General features: G+C 64.3%; 15 protein-coding genes and 1 pseudogene. 13 read left to right on the top strand and 3 right to left on the bottom strand.

Going from position 1 to position 19,128, the window contains the following annotated elements; all coding sequences use genetic code 11:
- Positions 1 to 257: 257 nt before the first annotated feature.
- The 8 genes and pseudogenes from EJ067_RS27700 (at position 258) to otsB (ending at position 10,682) form a co-directional block, all read left to right on the top strand.
- Complete coding sequence (locus tag EJ067_RS27700; protein ID WP_126088327.1) at positions 258 to 1,409, top strand: ABC transporter ATP-binding protein; 1,152 nt, start codon at positions 258 to 260, stop codon at positions 1,407 to 1,409.
- A 1-nt stretch (position 1,410) separates the two neighbouring features.
- On the top strand, positions 1,411 to 2,463 hold the full coding sequence (locus EJ067_RS27705) for an ABC transporter substrate-binding protein (protein ID WP_126088328.1): 1,053 nt from the start codon (positions 1,411 to 1,413) through the stop codon (positions 2,461 to 2,463).
- A 19-nt stretch (positions 2,464 to 2,482) separates the two neighbouring features.
- Positions 2,483 to 3,766 carry an ABC transporter permease gene (locus EJ067_RS27710; protein ID WP_126088329.1) on the top strand — a complete coding sequence of 428 codons (1,284 nt, stop codon included), beginning with the start codon at positions 2,483 to 2,485 and terminating at the stop codon, positions 3,764 to 3,766.
- A gap of 2 nt (positions 3,767 to 3,768) precedes the next feature.
- Positions 3,769 to 4,587 (top strand): ABC transporter permease, encoded by an 819-nt coding sequence (locus tag EJ067_RS27715; RefSeq protein ID WP_126088330.1) that lies wholly within the window; start codon positions 3,769 to 3,771, stop codon positions 4,585 to 4,587.
- A 110-nt stretch (positions 4,588 to 4,697) separates the two neighbouring features.
- A complete protein-coding gene (locus tag EJ067_RS27720; RefSeq protein ID WP_126088331.1) occupies positions 4,698 to 5,756 on the top strand; it encodes a glycosyltransferase family 4 protein in 1,059 nt (352 codons plus the stop codon).
- Positions 5,757 to 5,798: 42 nt separating this feature from the next.
- On the top strand, positions 5,799 to 7,961 hold the full coding sequence (locus EJ067_RS27725; protein ID WP_126088332.1) for an amylo-alpha-1,6-glucosidase: 2,163 nt from the start codon (positions 5,799 to 5,801) through the stop codon (positions 7,959 to 7,961).
- Between the two features lie 149 nt (positions 7,962 to 8,110).
- A complete protein-coding gene (locus tag EJ067_RS27730) occupies positions 8,111 to 9,904 on the top strand; it encodes a trehalose-6-phosphate synthase (protein ID WP_126088333.1) in 1,794 nt (597 codons plus the stop codon).
- Positions 9,901 to 10,682: pseudogene (gene otsB / locus EJ067_RS27735) on the top strand (trehalose-phosphatase). The gene EJ067_RS27730 and the pseudogene otsB overlap by 4 nt, the downstream one beginning before the upstream one ends.
- 75 nt (positions 10,683 to 10,757) lie before the next feature.
- Here otsB and EJ067_RS27740 read toward each other — a convergent pair.
- A complete protein-coding gene (locus EJ067_RS27740; RefSeq protein WP_126088334.1) occupies positions 10,758 to 11,063 on the bottom strand; it encodes a hypothetical protein in 306 nt (101 codons plus the stop codon).
- A gap of 199 nt (positions 11,064 to 11,262) precedes the next feature.
- A complete protein-coding gene (locus tag EJ067_RS27745; protein ID WP_126088335.1) occupies positions 11,263 to 12,294 on the bottom strand; it encodes a hydroxyacid dehydrogenase in 1,032 nt (343 codons plus the stop codon).
- A gap of 146 nt (positions 12,295 to 12,440) precedes the next feature.
- On the opposite strand from EJ067_RS27745, the gene EJ067_RS27750 reads away from it, so the two are divergent.
- The 5 genes from EJ067_RS27750 to EJ067_RS27770 all read left to right on the top strand — a co-directional run bounded on the left by EJ067_RS27750 (position 12,441) and on the right by EJ067_RS27770 (position 17,378).
- On the top strand, positions 12,441 to 13,514 hold the full coding sequence (locus tag EJ067_RS27750; RefSeq protein WP_126088336.1) for a LacI family DNA-binding transcriptional regulator: 1,074 nt from the start codon (positions 12,441 to 12,443) through the stop codon (positions 13,512 to 13,514).
- 74 nt (positions 13,515 to 13,588) lie between these two features.
- The gene (locus tag EJ067_RS27755; protein ID WP_245468075.1) at positions 13,589 to 14,578 is read left to right on the top strand and encodes a substrate-binding domain-containing protein; all 990 of its coding nucleotides are present in this window, start codon (positions 13,589 to 13,591) and stop codon (positions 14,576 to 14,578) included.
- Positions 14,579 to 14,756: 178 nt separating this feature from the next.
- The gene (locus EJ067_RS27760) at positions 14,757 to 15,749 is read left to right on the top strand and encodes an ABC transporter permease (protein WP_126088337.1); all 993 of its coding nucleotides are present in this window, start codon (positions 14,757 to 14,759) and stop codon (positions 15,747 to 15,749) included.
- A complete protein-coding gene (locus EJ067_RS27765) occupies positions 15,746 to 16,522 on the top strand; it encodes an ATP-binding cassette domain-containing protein (RefSeq protein ID WP_126088338.1) in 777 nt (258 codons plus the stop codon). Before EJ067_RS27760 ends, EJ067_RS27765 begins: the two co-directional genes overlap by 4 nt.
- A 1-nt stretch (position 16,523) precedes the next feature.
- The gene (locus EJ067_RS27770) at positions 16,524 to 17,378 is read left to right on the top strand and encodes a sugar phosphate isomerase/epimerase family protein (protein WP_126088339.1); all 855 of its coding nucleotides are present in this window, start codon (positions 16,524 to 16,526) and stop codon (positions 17,376 to 17,378) included.
- Positions 17,379 to 17,386: 8 nt separating this feature from the next.
- Here the strand turns inward: EJ067_RS27770 and EJ067_RS27775 are convergent, their stop codons facing one another.
- Positions 17,387 to 19,048, bottom strand: coding sequence for a sulfatase-like hydrolase/transferase (locus EJ067_RS27775; protein WP_126088340.1), 1,662 nt, complete (start codon positions 19,046 to 19,048; stop codon positions 17,387 to 17,389).
- Positions 19,049 to 19,128: the final 80 nt, after the last annotated feature.

The raw sequence follows: 19,128 nt of genomic DNA on the forward strand, positions 1-19,128 counted from the left end.
AGACATTGTCCCGGACAACACCGATTGTGTGATCATACATCCGGCGCGTGAAGCGTGAAATTATCACACATTCGCCGTAAAAACACGCTTGACGGCCAAAGTTGTATGCATCTATGGTCGAATTCAGGTGAATTGTGTGAGCATACAAGTTTGGATGGCCAGCCGAGCGCTGGCTGATTCCGACGGGATGGAGACATGCATCGCAAGCCGAACATTATAGTCTGCTGCCTGTCCGGCGCCTTTCGGAATTGCGCACGATGAGCGCCGGTCAGGCCGCTCTGTCTGCGTCGCCGGCGCCCCTCACCAGCCCGGGCTTCGTCGAGTTCAACGAAGTCGAAAAATCCTATGACGGGCGGACATTCGCGGTGACGCGGATGAACCTCACCGTCGCACGCGGCGAGTTCCTGACGCTGCTCGGGCCTTCCGGCTCCGGCAAGACGACGACGCTTAACATGCTTGCCGGCTTCGAGAGGCCGACGCACGGCACGATCACGCTGGAAGGGCAGGCGGTCGACCGGCTGCCGCCGTACCAGCGCAACATCGGCATGGTGTTCCAGAACTATGCGCTGTTTCCGCATATGAGCGTGGCCGACAATGTCGGCTTCCCGCTCTCGGTGAGGCAGGTCAGCAAGGCCGACATCGCAGCCCGGGTGGCGCGCGCGCTCGACATGGTGCGGCTGAAGCAATTCAGCGACCGCCGGCCGACACAGCTTTCCGGCGGCCAGCAGCAGCGCGTGGCGCTGGCGCGCGCATTGGTGTTCGAGCCGCGCCTGGTGCTGATGGACGAGCCGCTCGGCGCGCTCGACAAGAAACTGCGCGAGCACATGCAGCTCGAGATCAAGCAGATCCACACCATGCTCGGCGTCACCATCGTCTATGTGACGCACGACCAGAGCGAGGCGCTGACCATGTCTGACCGCGTCGCGGTCTTCAACAATGGCGCGATCGCCCAGCTCGGTTCCCCCGACGATCTCTACAACACGCCGCAAAGCTCCTTCGTGGCGAGCTTCATCGGCGAGAACAACACGCTGGAAGGCGTGGTCGATCGCGTGTTGGGACAGGAATGCCGGGTCCGACTGAACGGCGGCGGCGAGATCACGGCTTTGGCCATCGGGGTCGCGCAGGGCTCCCCGTGCCATGTTGCCGTGCGCCCGGAGCGGCTCAGCCTGGCGTCAGCCGCCAGTGGCGGCAACCTTCTGCCCGCCACGGTAGATGGCCGGATCTATCTCGGCGACCACCTGCGCCTGCTGGCCAGGCTCGCCAACAACCAGGTGCTGACCGTCAAGGTCGGTCCCGAAGCGACGATGGCAAGCGGCGAGACAGTGACGGTCTCCTGCGCGCCCAACGATTGCCGTGCCTTTCCGGTCGACGCCGGGACAGACGGCGCCATTCCAAAACAGGGGAAATAACATGAAACATGTGAGGAAGAATTTGCTCGCGCTCGCGGCCGCCATTGCGTGCATGTCGATTGGTCACGCGGCTTTCGCCGACGAACTCTCAATAATGGCGAGCGGCGGCGCCTGGCAGGACGCACAGCGCAAGGCATGGTTTGAGCCGTTCAGCAAGGAAACCGGCGTCAAGATCCTCGAGCAGGAATATCTCGGCGACCTCGGCAAGGTGAAGGCCATGGTCGATACCGGCAACGTGCCGATCGACCTGGTGACGGTCGAGACGGCGACCGTGCTGCAGGGCTGCGACGCCGGCATATTGGAGCGGCTCGACTATTCCAAGATCGGCCCGCGCGACAAGTTCATCGAGGGCTCGGCGCTCGATTGCGGAGTCGGACTCGATGCTTACGGCGACATCCTCGCCTATGATCCGACTGTTCTGAAAGAGGCGCCGACCTCGGTGCTCGACCTCTTCGACACGACGAAATTCCCGGGCAAGCGCGCCATGCGCAAGTTCCCGGCGCAGAATCTCGAATGGGCGCTGATGGCCGACGGCGTGGCGGCGGCCGACGTCTACAAGGTGCTCGCTACGCCGGAAGGCGTCGACCGCGCCTTCAAGAAGCTCGACACGATCAAGAAGGACATCGTCTGGTGGGATGCCGGCGCCCAGCCTGCGCAGCTTCTGGCATCCAAGGAAGTCGTCATGACCACTGCCTGGAACGGCCGCATTCAGAATGCGATCGATAATGACGGCAAACCGTTCAAGATCGTCTGGAACAACCAGATCCTGGAATACGACATGATCGCCATTCCGAAGGGCGCCAAGAGCCCGGACCTGGCCTACAAATACCTCGCCTATATCAGCGAGCCGAAAAACAACGCCAAGCTCGCCAGCTTCATCACCTACGGACCGGTTCGCACCGACGCGGCGTCCTTCGTCGCGGCCGACGCGCTGCCGAAACTGCCCAACGCTCCGGACCATCTGAGCGGTGCTTACCTCGTCGCCGACACCGAGTTCTGGGGCGACTATGGCGAGGACCTCGTCAAGCGCTTCAACGCCTGGCTCGCCCAATAGGCGGCCGGGGCAGGCGACGATGTCGGCGCTCCAGCCCAGCGATCTCGACCGGCCCGCGCTGGCCCGCGGCCGGTCAGCAGCCGCCGACGCGGACCTGAAGTCCGTGTCGGCGGCGCTCCGGCGCGCCGAGTTCGGCGACCGGCTGCGCTCGCTGGCGCTGGCTGCGCCGCTGCTTCTGCTTCTGGCGCTGAGCTTCGGCATCCCGATCGTGCTCTTGCTCTCTCGCGCCGTCTATGATCCGACAATCGCGGATGCCTTGCCCAAGACGACCGCGGCCCTGGCCGACTGGAGCGGCCAGGGCCTGCCCGGCGACGCGGCGCTTGCCGCGCTCGCCGCGGACCTCAGCGAGAACCAGGCCAAGGGCACGGCCTACGAGCTCGCCAAGAGCATCAACGCCCGGCTGCCGGGCGCCCGCAGCCAGGTCTTGAAGACCGTGCGCAAGCTCGAGAACGCGGGCGCCCAGCCGCCGCTCGACGTCATGAAATCGGTGCCGTTCTGGACGGCGCCCGGCACGTGGCCGGCGATCGCCAGCGGCACGCACCGGCTGACCTCGTTTTATCTGCTCAGCGCGCTCGACCTGCGCTGGAACGCCGACGGCAGCATCGAGCGGGTGCCGCCGGAACAGGCGATCTTCCTGCAGGTGTTCATGCGCACCTTCTTCGTCGCCGCCGCGGTGACGCTCGCAACGCTGCTTCTCGGCTTTCCGCTCGCCTATCTGATTTCGAGCGTGCCAAAGGGACTGGCGGCCATTCTGATCGTCGCGGTGCTCCTGCCGTTCTGGACCTCGATCCTGGTTCGCACCGCCGCCTGGACCGTGCTTTTGCAGAAATTCGGGCTGGTCAATGACATGTTGCTCTGGCTTGGCGTCACCAACGACCGGCTCGACCTGATGTACAGCCGCACGGGGCTGATCATCGCCATGACCCATATACAGCTGCCGTTCACGCTGCTGCCGATCTACAGCGTCATGCGCACGATCCAGCCTTCGCAGATGAAGGCGGCATATTCACTGGGAGCAAAACCCTTCACAGCGTTTCGGCGCGTCTACCTTCCGCAGGTCCTTCCCGGCGTGATGGCCGGCTGCCTGCTCACCTTCATCCTGTGCCTCGGCTATTACATCACGCCGGCGCTGATCGGCGGCGCCAGCGACCAGCTGATCAGCAACTTCATCGCCAACTACGTCAATGTCGAACTGAACTGGGAGATGGCTGCGGCGCTGAGCTTGATCCTGCTCGTCTTCACACTGGCGCTGTTCGGCATCTTCGCCCGTATCCTCGGCTTTGACCGCCTGAAGCTGGTGTAGCCATGCTCCTGTCTCCTTATCCGACCGCTGGTGAACGCATCCGCATCACGCTGCTCTGGATATGGTGCGGGCTGGTCATCCTCTTCCTGCTGGTGCCGATCCTCATCCCGGTGCCGCTCTCCTTCAACAGCGGCGCCTTCTTCATCTTCCCGCTGGAGGGGATCTCGACGCGCTGGTACGAGGTTGTGCTGGGCACGCAGCGCTGGCAATCGGCGATCGGCAACAGCCTGATCGTCGCCTGCGGCACGACCTTCATTGCAACCGTGCTCGGCACGCTGACGGCGATCGCGCTCTCCGACGAGAAATTTCCGGGGCGGCGCATCGTCATGCCGCTGTTGCTCTCGCCGCTGATCGTACCTGTGGTGATCACGGCCGTCGGCTCGTATCTGTTCTATGCGCGGATTGGACTTGCCAGCACCTATGCCGGCATCATCCTGGCGCATACGGCTCTGGCCAGCCCGTTCGTCGTGGTGACGGTGGCCGCGAGCCTTACCGGTTTCGACCGCAATCTGATGCGTGCCGCCGCGATCTCCGGCGCCAGGCCGCTGACCGCTTTTTTCCGGGTGATGCTGCCGCTGATCCTGCCCGGCGTGCTCTCTGGCGCCGCCTTCGCCTTCGTCACCTCTTTCGACGAGGTGGTGGTGGTGCAGTTCCTCGCCAGCGCCAGTCAGCGCACCATGCCGCTCGAAATGTTCATCGGCCTGCGCGAGAAGCTCAGTCCCGCCATCACCGCGGCGGCGACATTGATGATGGCGCTCTCCATCCTGCTGCTGCTGGTCGCGAATATTCTTTCGCGGCGCGGCCGGAAGGGCTCCGTCTAGCAGAGCCTCTTGCGAGCGCCCGGCGCCTTACACTCCGTCACATGCTGCCGATTGGGAGGAACGATCTCGCGGCTGATGCATTTTGCTTCCCTCAGCAGTTGAGGGAATCCATGCGCATTGCCCATGTCGCGCCGCTCTATGAGTCCGTCCCCCCGAGATTTTATGGCGGCACGGAGCGGATCGTCTCCTATCTCACCGAAGCGCTGGTGGAACTGGGTCACGATGTGACGCTGTTCGCGAGCGGCGACAGCGAGACATCGGCGCGGCTGGTGCCCGGCCGCGACCAGGCTATACGCCTCGACCCGCGGCCGAAGAAATCGGAGATCGCGGCGCATCTGGCAATGCTTTGCGATGTGCGCGAACGGGCCGGCGAGTTCGACGTCATCCACTTCCATCTCAGCCATTTCGTGCATTTCCCGTTCTTCGAGCATATGGCGGGACGGACGGTGACGACGCCGCATGGCAGGCTCGACTATGTCGACCTGGCGCCGGCCTACACGCGCTTTCCGCGCTTTCCGATGATCTCCATCTCGCACGCCCAAAAGCGGGGATTGCCCCATGCCAACTGGCTGGCGACGATCCACCACGGGATCCCGGTCGACGCCTATCCGCCGACCTACGAGAAGCCGGCCGGAGAGCCTTATCTCGCCTTTCTCGGACGACTTTCGCGCGACAAGCGGCCGGATCGGGCGATCGAGATCGCGCGGCGTTCGGGATTGAAGCTGAAGCTGGCGGCCAAGATCGGCGACGACGACCGCGCCTATTTTCACGACCGTATCGAGGCGCTCATCGACGGCGACCGCATCGACTATGTCGGCGAGATCGCGGAAGACGAGAAGGCCGAGTTTCTCGGCAACGCCGCGGGCCTGCTGTTTCCCATCGACTGGCCGGAGCCGTTCGGCCTGGCTCCGATCGAGGCCATGGCTTGCGGCACGCCGGTGATCGCCTGGAATTGCGGCGCCTTGCCGGAGATAATCGACCAGGGCGTGACCGGTTTCGTCGTCGACACGGTCGAAGACGCGGCCGCGGCGGTGCCGGCCCTGACCCAGCTCGACCGGCGGCAGGTGAGGGCGGTCTTCGAAAAGCGGTTTTCGGCCACTAGGATGGCGGGCGACTACCTTGCCGCCTATATGCGCCTGATCGGTGCTCATGCGGTCAAGGCTTCGTGAACCATATGCCTTAGGGGGGCGCAGCTAGCGAAGAGGTTTAGAATGATGGAACTCGACGAGCGCAAGCTCGATCCCGCCGTGGCCCTTGCCTCGCTGGACGAAACCGCGCCACGGGAACCACATCGGCTGTTCGCGCTCAAACAGGGCGACTGTTTCGTCGTCGCGGACGCCTATGGCGAAATCAGGGGCGCCGGCGACGGTTTCTTTCGCGATGACACCCGCGTCCTGTCCGAATTCCGCCTGACCGTCGGCGGCAGGCAGATGTCGCTGCTCGGTGCCTCGCTCAGCCAGGACAACGTGCTGTTCACCAGCAACCTGACCAACCTGCCTATCCAGAGCGCCGCCGGCCGCGACATTCCGCAAGGCGCGATCCACATCGAGCGCGTCAGACTGATCTGGCAGGACAGGCTGTTCGAGCGCATCACGCTTTCCAACTACAGCCGCGAGCACTCGACCATTGCGGTCTCGCTGCATTTCGCCGCCGATTTCCGCGACATGTTCGAGGTGCGCGGCTCGACGCGTCCACGGCGCGGCACGGTCCATGTCGCCAAGACCGACAAGGCGTCGGTGCTGCTCGGCTATGACGGCCTCGACGGCTTGCCGCGCCTGTCGGCCGTCTCCTTCTCGCAAGCTCCCGACCAGTTGCACGACAATCGCGCCGACTTCCTGATCGCGGTCACCAAGCGCAGCAGCAAGGTGCTCTATGTCGAGGTCGGTCCCGAGATCGCCGACACGCCCGGGCGCGACCGCTTCCGCGCCGCCGCTGCGCGCGCGCGTTTCGGCATGCGCGCCAAGCGCCGGCATGGCGCCACGGTGCGCAGTTCCGGCCGTGTCTTCAACGACTGGGTCGAGCGCGCCCGCGCCGATGTCGCACTGCTCACCACGGAGCTCGCGACCGGTCCCTATCCCTATGCCGGCATCCCGTGGTTCTCGACGGCCTTCGGCCGCGACGGCGTGATCTCCGGCTTGCAGATGCTGTGGCTCAATCCCGGCCTTGCGCGCGGTGTGCTGGCCTTTCTCGCCGAGCATCAGGCGACGGAGACCTCGCCCTTCAGCGATTCCCAGCCGGGCAAGATCATGCACGAGACGCGCAAGGGCGAGATGGCGGCGCTGCGCGAGCTTCCCTTCGGCCGCTATTACGGCGGCGTCGACACGACGCCGCTCTACATTCATCTTGCCTGCGCCTATGCCGACCGCACCGGCGACATGGCCTTTATCGATACGCTCTGGCCATCGCTCAAGGCGGCCGCCGAATGGACGGAGGAGGCAAGCCGGGCGACGGGTTTCGTCACTTACCAGCGCGCCGCCGAGTCCGGCCTGGCCAACCAGGGCTGGAAGGACAGTATCGATTCGGTCTTCCACGCCGACGGACGCATTCCCAAAGGGCCGATCGCCCTGGTCGAGGTGCAGGGCTATGTCTTTGCGGCCTACCGGGGACTCGCGGCGCTGGCGCGCCGCCGCGGCGAGTACGCCGAAGCCGAGCATTGGGAAAACCGCGCCGAAGAAATGCGGGTTGCCGTCGAGCGCGATTTCTGGATAGACGACCTCAATTTCTACGCCCTGGCCATCGACGGCGAGGGCAAGCCCTGCGAGGTCCGCACGTCCAACGTCGGCCATCTCCTCTATGTCGGGCTGCCGCAGCCGGAGCGCGCCAAGATGGTCGCCGACCAGCTGCTCTCGGCCTCTTTCCATTCCGGCTGGGGATTAAGGACGCTCGCCGACGACGCGGTGTTCTTCAACCCGATGTCCTACCATAACGGCTCGATCTGGCCGCACGACACCGCGCTCTGCGGCGTCGGGCTGGCGCGCTACGGCGAACGCGACAGCGTGGTGCGGCTGATGAGCGGCACTTTCGAGTCGGCCGTGCACTTCAACATGCGGCTACCGGAGTTGTTCTGCGGCTTCATCCGGGCGCCGGGCGAGGCGCCGATCGCCTATCCTGTCGCCTGCCTGCCGCAGGCCTGGTCGGCAGGTTCCACCTTCATGCTGATGCAAGCCTGCCTCGGCCTGGAAATCGATGGATGGGAAGGCGAGTTGCACGTCACACGCCCAAGGCTGCCGATCGGTATCGACACACTCACGCTCCGGCATCTGACCGTCGGCGACAAATCCGTCGACCTGACCTTCCAGCGCGTCGGCGACCGGGTCGTCGCCTTCCTTGCCGACCGGCATGAGGGCATGGTGCCGCTCATCGTGCGAACCTAGAACAAAGGCCGGCAAGGTTACGCCCGGAAACCGAAAAATGTCGGAACCGATCCCAACTTTGTGCGTTGCAAACCCGTACCGGCCTACCGGTCCGCAGCCGGCAAGAACGAAAACAAAACAGCGGACAGCCTGAGGCAACCTGGCATTCAATGACACAGTACGGCGTCGACCTCTTGTGGGTCCTTATCTTGGCGAGTCTCGGACTTTCGGCTCTCGCGATCTTCGTTTCAGTATCCAGGCACCGTCATCAGCATCCAATGGCTGTGAACTCGCCCGCTTCGGGTGACGACGTCGCTTCGGATGCCGCGCGCAACGTGTTGCGGGAATTCGAGAAGAACGGACAGTCGGTCGACGCGGCGCTGGTCACCTGGTCGCCGGAGACGCTGCGCAAGATTCTTGCCGAGGATCTGCCGGACGCACAGGTCATCGTCGTTTCCAACCGCGAGCCTTACATCCACAACGAGGACAAGAACGGCGATGTCGAACTCGTCGTTCCGGCGAGCGGACTGGTCTCGGCGCTGGAGCCGATCACGCGCGCCTGCGCCGGCACCTGGATCGCCTATGGCGGCGGAAGCGCGGATCGCCAGGTGGTCGACAACGACGACCGGGTGCAGGTGCCGCCTGAAAATCCATCCTATGCGCTGCGCCGGGTCTGGCTGACTGAAGACGAATACCAGGGCTATTATCTCGGCTTCGCCAATGAAGGGCTGTGGCCGCTCTGCCATATCGCCTTCACCCGACCGATCTTCCGCGAGTCGGACTGGGAGGCCTATGAGGCCGTCAACCGCAAATTCGCCGATACGGTGGTTGCCGAGGCCCGCAACGAACGGCCGATCGTGCTGGTCCAGGATTATCATTTCGCGCTTCTGCCGCGCATGATCCGCGAGCGCCTGCCCGAGGCGATCGTCATCACCTTCTGGCACATTCCGTGGCCGAACTCGGAAGTGTTCAGCATCTGTCCGTGGCGCGAGCGCATCCTGGACGGGCTGCTGGGCAGCTCGATCATCGGCTTCCACACCCAGTTCCATGCCAACAACTTCACCGAGAGCGTCGACCGCTTCATGGAAAGCCGGATCGAACGTGCAGATGCCGCGGTGTCCTATGGCGGCCAGACGACCTTGGTCCACGCCTATCCGATCTCCATCGAATGGCCTGTCCAACTCCTGAAGAGCCTGCCGCCGGTCGAGGAATGCCGCGCCCACATCCGCGAGCGCTTCGGGATTCCTGCCGACGCAAAACTGTGCGTCGGCGTCGAGCGCCTCGACTACACCAAGGGGATTCTCGACCGCTTCCATGCGCTGGAGGAACTGTTCATCCGCTACCCCGAAATGATCGGCAAGGCGGTGTTCCTGCAGATCGCCGCACCGAGCCGGGGCACGTTGCCGGCCTACAGACAACTGCATGAGGAGTGCCAGCGCCTCGCCGAGGAACTCAACGAGCGCTATGGCAGCGGCAGCTATCGGCCGGTCGTGCTCGTGGCCGAGCATCACTCGCAGAAGGACGTCTACAAGATCTACCGGGCGGCCGACATCTGCCTGGTCACCAGCCTGCATGACGGCATGAACCTGGTGGCCAAGGAATTCGTCGCCGCACGCGACGACGAAGAGGGCGTGCTTCTGCTCAGCACATTTGCCGGCGCTTCGCGCGAATTGCTGGAAGCGCTGATCGTCAACCCTTACGACGCGGCGATGATGAGCGAAGCCATGCGGCAGGCGCTGGTCATGGGGCCCGACGAGCAGCGCGAGCGCATGCGGCGCATGCGCGAGATCGTGCGCGACAACAATGTCTATCGCTGGGCCGGCAGCATGCTGCTCGACGCGGCGCGGCTGAGGAAGCGCGGCGAGCTCGACCGGGTCACCGCATTATCCGAACGGCCGGCGGTCGCCAACGGCGACAATGTCGTCTCCATCTTCGAACGCAAACAGGCAGCCGGATACCGATGAATATTCAGACAGATTTGACGCCGCGCCTTCCAGACGGCCGGTGGGCGCTCTTCCTCGACATTGACGGCACGTTGCTCGAGCATGCCGCGCATCCGGACAGCGTGTCGGTCAGCGACGACCTGCGGCTCCTCCTGGAGACGGTGGAGCGCCGGCTGGACGGCGCGCTCGCCTTCATCACCGGCCGTTCCATCGCGGCCGTCGACGGACTGTTCGATCCCTTGAAGCTGCGGATCGCCGGCCTCTACGGGCTGGAGCACAGGCTGACACCTGACGGGCAAATCGAGGCTGCCGACGAGCCGGCGGATATGGCAGCGCTTGCCGACGAGATCGAGCTGGAGCTGGCAAGCCAGGCCGTCTATGTCGAGCGCAAGGGCCCGGTGCTGGCCATTCATACAAGGGCGGCGCCGCATTTGCTCACCCGCGCGACGGAGCTGGTCGAGGCGGCGCTCGCCCGCCTGCCGAAAGGCTACCGCGTGATCGCCGGCAATGCAGGTGTCGAGCTGATGCCGCTGGAGGCAGCCAAGGGCGCCGCGATCCGGCGCTTCATGCAGCTCGATCCGTTCAGCGGCAGGCGGCCGGTGTTCCTCGGTGACGACACGTCCGATGAAAACGGTTTTGAGACCGTCAATGCCGCCGGGGGATCTCGATCCGCGTGAAGCCGCAGGGCGAGACCACGGCACGTTTCGCCATTGCCGATGTCGCCGGCGCGATCGCCTGGCTCGAGGCGAATTTCAGTGACGGCGTCGAAGAGGCGGCCCACGGCGATCTCACCGCCTGATCAAACTCGGAAAAGTCCGTAACGCGAAAAAACGGCCCCGCACGAGGCCGTCTTACGTATGGTTGCGCCGACCGCCTACTTGCTGCCGCCGTTCTCCTTGACGCTGCTGCAGAACTCCGGATGAGAGTTGGCTGCGTTGGCGTTCTTGGCCTCATCCGCACACGCGGTCATCATCGCCGTTTGATCCTCGGGCGAAAGTGCCTTCCACGCCTTTGTGAAGGCGTCCTTGCCGACCATCGTCTTCATGCTGGAGTCGGTATAGAAGGGCTGCATCTTGGCCGGATCGTCGAGTGCCGACGTACCGGTCTCGCCGGCGGCGAGAGCCGAGCCGGCGATCATCGAAAGCGCCATGGCGCCGAAGCAGATCATCTTGATGTTCACGATATAATCCTCCTGTTGCTTTCGATCGTCGAAGCAACGATCGGAAACCAACGGAAGGTTTGGATGAAAGTTCCAGGTTTTCGCTGATCCACGCGAAAATATTGCCGCAGGGGACTGGAAACCTTGCGTGATTTTCCCGTACTGCGGCGAAAAATGCCCGAGCCAATTGTTAGGGGATTTGCCGCCTTCGTCTAAGTCCTCAGTTCCTGTCGACCGGCTTGGAGCGCATCCGGGAAACGGTCTCGCGTTCGGCGCGCTTGGAGCGCATCGGCGGCAGGCCGCGATCGACAAGGTCCATGTCTTCCAGCACCATGTCGCCCATGCGCTTGAAGGCGACGTCGAGCGCGCCGGCGCGGTGGGCCGATCGCAGAAAGCCGGGGAGGGCGCGCACCGGATGCTTTTTCGCCAGCGGCTCTTCCGGAAACACGTCGCTTGCGGCAACGATATGGCCGCTTCGCACGGCCTCCATCAAGGCCGGGAAATCGACGACGCCGGCGCGGCTGAGCAGGATGAAGGCTGCCCCTTTGCGCATTTTCGCGAAGGCGTCGGCGCCGAGAAAACCCTGGTTCTCGCTGGTCACCGAGGCGACGACGAAGACGAAATCGCTTTGCGACAGCACCGTGTCGAGCGAGGCCGGCTCGACGCCATGCTCCACCAGCACGGAAGGCGGCAGCCACGGATCGAAGACCCGGGTGCGGGTGCGGAAGCCGGTCAGCAGGCGATTGAGCGCGCGGCCGAGATCGCCGAAGCCGATGATGCCGACATCGGAACCGGAAAGCAGACGTGCGCTCTGGTTGCCGTCGCCGCCCCAGAGTTCCTTACCTTGCCGGAAGGCGAGGTCGGCATCGACGATGCCGCGCGCCAGGTTGAGCGCCATGGCGAGCCCGAGTTCGGCGACCGGCTCGGCAAAGACCAGGCCGGTGGTGACGACATGGATGCCGCGGGCAAACAGCGTCTCATAGGGCAAGTTGTTGATGAGATTGGTCTCGACATTGAAGATGCAGCGCAGCGCCGTCATCTTTTGCAGCGTCTGCGGAGCGATCGGCGGCTGGCCGACGATGTAGCGCGCGTCGGCAAGCACATCCGACGGCAACTCCGCGACGCCTTCGGGCGTTGTCTCGACTATGCGATATTTGCTGCGAAACAGCGTCAACTGCGCCGGCGTGAAGATCAGGTCGAGCGTGCGCGGTTCGGGTGCGCTGATGACCAGCGGCAAGGCCTTGTCGGACATGATTATTTTCCTCCCGGCGCGATTGGATCGCGTCAATCACATCTGCGTTTTTTACTCCGGATGAAACGATTTACAACAGCGAAAAATCGATTTATCGATTACATTGATAAGAAGGCAGGCGGCCGCTTGCCTTCGGGAGAAAATTGATGGCGCAACAGGAAACCCAGCAGCGGCGCCCGTCGATCCACGACGTGGCAAGCCATGCCGGCGTGTCCGCCGCGACCGTCTCCAAGGTGCTTGCCGGCGTCACCACGGTGAAGCCGGAAAACGCGCAGCGCGTCCTCGACGCCGTCGAGCTGCTTGGCTACCGCGTCGACCCGCTCGCTTCCGACATGCGGCGGGCCAAGCGCCGCATCATCGGCGCCATCATGCCGGAGTTCGAAAGCGAGTTCTTCGGCCAGATGGTGAGCGAGCTCGAAGGCCTCGCCGAGCAGCGCGGCTACACGCTCGTCGCCGCCTCCAGCCGTGAATCGGAAGCGCGCGAAAAGGAGATCCTCGCCCGCATGCATGACTGGCGCGTCGCCGGCGTCGTGCTGGCGCCGGTGCGCAACGAGCACGGACCCGCGGCCGGTTTCATGAAGGCGAACGGGATGACGGGCGTGCTGATCGACCGCGTGCTTGCCGACGATGCTTTCGACACGGTTTCGGCCGATAGCGCCGCGGCAAGCGCTGAAGTGGCGCGCGCGCTCGTCGGGCAGGGCCATCGCCACGTTCTTGTCGTCGGCCTCGGCCAGCAGGCGGCGACGGTACGCGCCCGCCTCGAGGGGTTTCGCAAAACTGCGCTTGAGCTTACGCCGGACATCCGCATCGACGTCGTGCTCTGCGAAAGCGACGTCGAGCCATTGCGGACGCTGCTTCGCGACTATTTCAGCAAGCGGGAAGCCGGGAACGACCGGCCGACGGCGGTTTACTCGCTCTTCCTCAAGGGTACGCTGGTGGCGCTGTCGGAGTTCCGGCGGCGCGGCTGGCATTGCCCGAACGACATCTCGCTCGTCGGCTTCGACGACGCCGAATGGATGCAGGTGACGTGGCCGGCGATCGCCGCCGTGGTGCAGCCGGTGCGCGAGATCGCCGGCAACGCGATGGAGGTCTTGTTTCGCAGGATCGAAGGCGAGGACGGCCCGCCAAGAGCGCGGCTCGAGCCTTGCAAGGTGTTGATGCGGGAATCCGTTGGCTCGCCAGGCAGCGTCCCGCATTCCGGGGGAGGAGACCGACAATAGCCCCCATTGTCGAAACTGAGTGGCGCCACACCTGGCTTTGGCTCGTGGCGCGTGACATCAACAGGGAGGAAGACATGGTAGCATTCGTTCCAAAGATAAATCGATTTACGATGGCCTTGGGCATCGCTATGGCGATATCGGCCATCGGCGCGGCCAAAGCGGAGGACGGCGAATACGGCGTGCTGATGAAGACGCTGGCCAATCCGTTCTGGGGTGCGATGGCCCAGGGCGTCGCGGACGGCGCCAAGGAAGCCGGCGTGAAGTATTTCCAGCAGGCGGCCGAAAGCGACCAGGCGGCCGAGCCGCAGCTCAACCTCTGCAACACGATGCTCGAGCGCAAGCCGGTGGCGATGATCACCGCCGCGATCAACTCGACCAACCTTTTGCCCTGCCTGAAGTCGGCGCAGGACGCCGGCATCAAGATCGTCGACCTCGACAACAATCTCGACCAGGCCGTGCTCGACAAGGAGGGCGTCAAGGTGACCTTCCATATCGGCTCCGACAATGTCGCGGCCGGCGCGCAAGGGGCCGAATATCTCGTTTCCAAGCTCGGCAAGGACGCCAAGGGCCCGGTGTTGGTCATCGAGGGCCTGTCCGGCAACATCACCGGCCAGAAGCGCGCCAAGGGCTTTGCCGACAAGCTCAAGGAACTGGCGCCGGGGCTGGAGATCGTGGCTTCGCTGCCCGGCGACTGGGATCGCGGCAAGGCGGCCTCGATCGCTACCGACACGCTGACCGCGCATCCCGATCTCGTCGCCATCTTTTGCGCCAATGACACTATGGCGCTGGGCGCCGTGGAATCGGTCTATGCGGCGGGCAAAGGCCAGCAGGTGACGATGATCGGCGTCGACGGCAATGTCGATGCGGTGAAGTCGATCAAGGAAGGCCGCCTCAACGCTTCCGTCGCGCAGCTTCCTTATCTCGTCGGCAAGCAGGCGGTGGAGAACGTCAAGAAGGCGCTCGCCGGCGAGAAGGTCGAGGAAAGCATCGCCGTGCCGACCCTGGTGCTGACCAAGGAAATGCTCGACGCCGGCAAGGAACCGATGCTGCAATATGTGAAGTGAGGAAGGAGGGGAGCAAGGGAGTAGGGGAGTAGGGGAGTAGGGGAGTAGGTGGGCGACGGGTTTGCACTTCTCCGATCTGGCCCCTGCCACCTTGCTTTCCGCCTACTTCCCTACTGACTTACTCCCCTACTCCCCTACTCCCCTACTCCCCTACTCCCCTACCCAAAGGGTGAAAAACATGGCTTCCGAAACGGCGCAGCCCGGGTTTTGGGCTCGGGTGCAGCGCGCATCCGTCGAGAGACTCCACATCAGGCTGGAGTCGCTGCTGGTGCTTGTGCTGCTGAGCGCGGCGATGGCGCTGCTGTCGCCCTTCTTTCTGTCGCTCAGCAATTTCCTCAACATCCTGTTGGCGACATCGACGATCGGCGTGCTGGCGATCGCCGCCACCTTCGTCATCGGCTCGGGCGGGCTCGATCTGTCGCTCGGTTCGGTCATGGGCCTATCCGGCGTGGCGGGCGCGTTCGTTGCCGTCAATCTCGGCTGGCCGTCGGTGTTCGCGGTGCTGGCCTGCATTCTGGCTGGAAGTATCGCCGGTTACATCAACGGGCAGCTCGTCACCCGCGCCTTCGTGCCGGCCTTCATCGTCACGCTCGGCATGCTTGGCCTGGCGCGCGGGCTGGCGCTCGTCATCTCGCAGGGCAGGGCGATCTACGGCCTGCCGGCCGAGATCGTCTATATCGGGCAGGGCAGGCCGCTCGGCATTCCGATGCCGGTCGTCATCTTGGTGCTCACCGCGATCATCGCGCATGCGGTGCTCGCCTATACGCGCTTCGGCCGCCACACGCTGGCGTTGGGGGATAGTGAGAGTGCTGCCCGCGCGGCCGGCATCCGCGTCGAGCATCACCGCCGCATCATCTACACGCTCTCCGGCGCACTGGCCGGCCTCGCCGGCCTGCTCTTCACCGCCCGCGTCAACGCCGGCGACCCGACGGCCGGCATCAACTACGAGCTTACCGCGATCACGGCGGCGATCATCGGCGGCACCAATCTGTTCGGCGGTCGCGCCTCGATCCTCGGCACGATGATCGGCGCGCTGATCATGGGCGTCCTGCAGAACGGGCTGACGCTGCTTGCCGTGCAGTCCTACTACCAGCAGATGGCGATCGGCGCGGTGCTGATCCTCGCGGTCTTCATCGATCAGTACCAGGTGCGGAAGGAGTCGCGCGTATGACGCTCCTTTCGCTCCACGGCATCCGCAAGAGTTTTGGCGCGGTCGATGTGCTGCATGGCGTCGACCTGTCGGTCGCGGCCGGCGAGGTGGTCGGGCTGGTCGGCGACAATGGCGCCGGCAAGTCGACGCTGATGAAGACCATCACCGGCATCTACCGCGCCGACACCGGCTCGATCGAGTTCGACGGCAACGACATCCTTGCTCTCGACCCCGGCCAGCGCCGGAGGCTCGGCATCGAGATGATCTACCAGGATCTTTCGCTGGCCAAGCAGCAGGACGTGGCCTCCAACATCTTCCTCGGCCGCGAGCCGACGAAAAGGCTGTTCGGCCTGTTCCCGGGTTTCGTCGACAAAGCCGAGATGGACCGCCAGGCGGCGCGGATGGTCGAGCGGCTCGGCGCGCATCTGCCGTCGATCAACCGGTCCGTCGGCTCGTTCTCCGGCGGCCAGCAGCAGACGGTGGCGATTGCGCGCGCGCTCACCTTCAACCCGAAGCTCGTCATCATGGACGAGCCGACGGCGGCGCTCGCCGTGCGCGAGGTGCAAAGCGTGCTTGACCTGATCCGGCGGCTGAAGTCGGAAGGCATCGCGGTCATTTTGATCTCGCACCGGCTGAACGACGTGCTGTCGGTCACCGACCGCATCGTCGTGCTGCGCCACGGCAGGGCGGATGCCGATCTCGTCACCGCCAGGACCAACATGAACGAAGTCGTCAGCCGCATCGTCGGCGGCGGTGATACGGCCGCAGCGGCGGCGCACGAGCAACGAGGCTGACATGAACACCTTTGGACTGCACACTTTCGCCATCGCCCCGGTCTGGGACCTCGCCCGCATCGAGCCGCAGATGGACCGGCTGAAGGAGCTCGGCATCGGCCTGATGGAAATCCCGCTGCTCAGACCCGAGGAGCTCGACACCAAGCGTACGCGCGGTTTCGCCACCCACTATGGCGTTGAACTCATCCCCTCGCTCGGCTTGCCGCGCGCGCTCGATGTCGTCGAACGGCCCGATGAAGCGCTCGACTTCCTGCAGCCGGCCTTCAAGGTGTGCAATGAGGTGGGAAGCGAGGCGCTCGGCGGCGTCACCTACGGAACGATCGGTAAGACCACAGGCAGGGCGCCGACGCAGAGGGAGATCGACGGCATCTGCCGCTTCCTCGAACGCGCCGCGAAATCCGCCAAGTCGCGCAGCCTGAAGCTCGGCATCGAGCCTTGCAATCGCTACGAGACGCATCTCATCAACCGCGGCATCGACGCGGCGCGGATCATCGAGCGCATCGGCGCCGACAACATCTTCATCCATCTCGACACCTACCATATGCATATCGAGGAAGAGAGCTTTGCCGCAGGCTTCGAGGCGGCGGCGCCCTTCCTCGGCTATGTGCATGTTTCGGAGGCCAATCGCGGCGTGCCTGGGCGCGGCATGCTCAACTGGGCAGCCTGCATGAAGGCGATCGCCGACATCGGCTATGAGGGCGCGATCACGCTCGAAAGCATGAACCATGTCGATGTCGACATTGCCGGCGGGCTCGCCGTGTGGCGCCCGGTGGCGGAAGATCCGCGCGACGTCATCGAAGTCGGCCTGCCGTTCCTGCGCGAGGAGGCGAAGAAGGCAGGGCTCACTCTGGGATAGCGGGAGCCTTACTTTCGGGCGCGACTTGCCAGCCAGCGGCGGCGCGCCTCCTGCTGTTCGCCAAGCTCGGCCTCGTCCCAGTAGCCGATGAGCACGCCCGAGCCGACGATCGGGTCGAAATGGCCGATCTTGTCGTCGATCTCGGTCAGCCATTCGTCGGGGACAGTGATGCGGTTGTTGGGTAGCGCCAGCCAGCGCATCAGCATTTTCCGCAGCCGCTCGATGTCGGCGGCCGCGGACGGTTCGCGGCCGAGATCGCGCAATTCGCCGGGATCGTTCCGAAGGTCGAAGAGCATCGGAACGACACCTTCGCCATGCATGAGTTTGAAGCGGCCGTCGGTGATCATGTAGAGCTTGCAGTCCGAAACCGGCATGGCGAGCTTCAGCCGCGCCGCGTCGCCGCTGTAGTCGTATTCGCTGACGGCATAGTTGCGCAGACTTGTCTGTTCGCCGGCAGTGAGCGGCAGCAGCGAGCGGCCTTCGAGGATATGCGGCCTGGCCCTGCCGCCGAAATAGTCGAGGAAGGTCGGCGCGAGGTCGATCATCTCGACCAGTGCGTCGGATGTCGTTCCGCGCGTCGCATCGGCCTCCGGGCGCGGATCGTAGACGATCATCGGCACCTTCGCCGCGACGTCGTGGAACAGGTACTTTTCGCCGAGCCAATGGTCGCCGAGATAGTCGCCATGGTCCGAGGTGAAGACGATCAACGTGTTCTCGAACAGGCCGCGCTTCTCCATGAAGTCGAACAGGTGGCCGAGCTGGTCGTCGATCTGCTTGATCAGGCCCATGTAGCAGGGGATGACCGTCTCGCGGACCTCGTCGCGCGAGAAGTTCTTCGAATAGCGCTCCTGCTGGAAGGCCTCGAAGATCGGATTTGGCGAGGCGCGCTCGGCTTCGCTGCGGATCGGCGGCTTGATGTCCGCCTTGCCGTACATGTCGTGGTAAGGCGCGGGCGCGATATAGGGCCAGTGCGGCTTGATATAGGAAAGATGCGCGCACCAGGCCTCGCCCTTGGCTTCCGCCTCCTCGATGAAGCGCATGGCGCGGCGCGTCATGTACGGCGTTTCGGAATGCTCCTCCGGGATGCGCGCCGGCTTGTCGGCATGGACGAGCAGCCAGCCGTTGAAGTTCTCGCCATTGTCGCCTTCACCGGAATTCGCCCAATGCTCCCACGGATTTTCGGCGTCGAAGCCATGCTCGCGCAGATAGGTGTCGTAGGCCGGATCGGGGTCATAGCTGGTCGAGGGATGCAGGCCGTCATCGCGCTCGAACGGCTCGAAGCCGCATTCGGCGATACGCACGCCGATGATGGAATCCCTGCCGATGCCGAGGCGTTCCATGCCTTCCTCGTCGGCTCGCATATGCGTCTTGCCGATGAGCGCGCAGCGCACGCCGACTTCGCGCAGGTGATCGCCAAGCGTCGGCTCGCCGACCCTCAGCGGCACGCCGTTATGCGTCGAGCCGTGCGAGCGCACATAGCGGCCGGTATAGGCGCTCATGCGCGACGGGCCGCAGACCGTCGACTGCACATAGGCGTTGGTGAAGCGCACGGCCCGGCCGGCGAGCCGGTCGATGTTCGGCGTCCTCAGGCTTTTGTGGCCGGCGCAGCCCAGATAGTCGAACCGCAGCTGGTCGCACATGATGAAAAGGACGTTGCGCTTTGAGGTCATAGCTATCCGCCGGAATGGCTCTGGGACGAACGGTAATGCCAGAACAGCCAGGTTAATGAAACGCGGCCAAAGATCATTTT

Source organism: Mesorhizobium sp. M1D.F.Ca.ET.043.01.1.1 (assembly GCF_003952385.1).
GTDB lineage: Bacteria > Pseudomonadota > Alphaproteobacteria > Rhizobiales > Rhizobiaceae > Mesorhizobium.

Excerpts from the sequence above, each read along its gene's own strand:
- EJ067_RS27700 (WP_126088327.1), top strand. The coding sequence starts at position 258 with ATGAGCGCCGGTCAGGCCGCTCTGTCTGCGTCGCCGGCGCCCCTCACC.
- EJ067_RS27705 (WP_126088328.1), top strand. The coding sequence starts at position 1,411 with ATGAAACATGTGAGGAAGAATTTGCTCGCGCTCGCGGCCGCCATTGCG.
- EJ067_RS27710 (WP_126088329.1), top strand. The coding sequence starts at position 2,483 with ATGTCGGCGCTCCAGCCCAGCGATCTCGACCGGCCCGCGCTGGCCCGC.
- EJ067_RS27715 (WP_126088330.1), top strand. The coding sequence starts at position 3,769 with ATGCTCCTGTCTCCTTATCCGACCGCTGGTGAACGCATCCGCATCACG.
- EJ067_RS27720 (WP_126088331.1), top strand. The coding sequence starts at position 4,698 with ATGCGCATTGCCCATGTCGCGCCGCTCTATGAGTCCGTCCCCCCGAGA.
- EJ067_RS27725 (WP_126088332.1), top strand. The coding sequence starts at position 5,799 with ATGATGGAACTCGACGAGCGCAAGCTCGATCCCGCCGTGGCCCTTGCC.
- EJ067_RS27730 (WP_126088333.1), top strand. The coding sequence starts at position 8,111 with ATGACACAGTACGGCGTCGACCTCTTGTGGGTCCTTATCTTGGCGAGT.
- EJ067_RS27745 (WP_126088335.1), bottom strand. The coding sequence starts at position 12,294 with ATGTCCGACAAGGCCTTGCCGCTGGTCATCAGCGCACCCGAACCGCGC.
- EJ067_RS27750 (WP_126088336.1), top strand. The coding sequence starts at position 12,441 with ATGGCGCAACAGGAAACCCAGCAGCGGCGCCCGTCGATCCACGACGTG.
- EJ067_RS27755 (WP_245468075.1), top strand. The coding sequence starts at position 13,589 with ATGGTAGCATTCGTTCCAAAGATAAATCGATTTACGATGGCCTTGGGC.
- EJ067_RS27760 (WP_126088337.1), top strand. The coding sequence starts at position 14,757 with ATGGCTTCCGAAACGGCGCAGCCCGGGTTTTGGGCTCGGGTGCAGCGC.
- EJ067_RS27765 (WP_126088338.1), top strand. The coding sequence starts at position 15,746 with ATGACGCTCCTTTCGCTCCACGGCATCCGCAAGAGTTTTGGCGCGGTC.
- EJ067_RS27770 (WP_126088339.1), top strand. The coding sequence starts at position 16,524 with ATGAACACCTTTGGACTGCACACTTTCGCCATCGCCCCGGTCTGGGAC.
- EJ067_RS27775 (WP_126088340.1), bottom strand. The coding sequence starts at position 19,048 with ATGACCTCAAAGCGCAACGTCCTTTTCATCATGTGCGACCAGCTGCGG.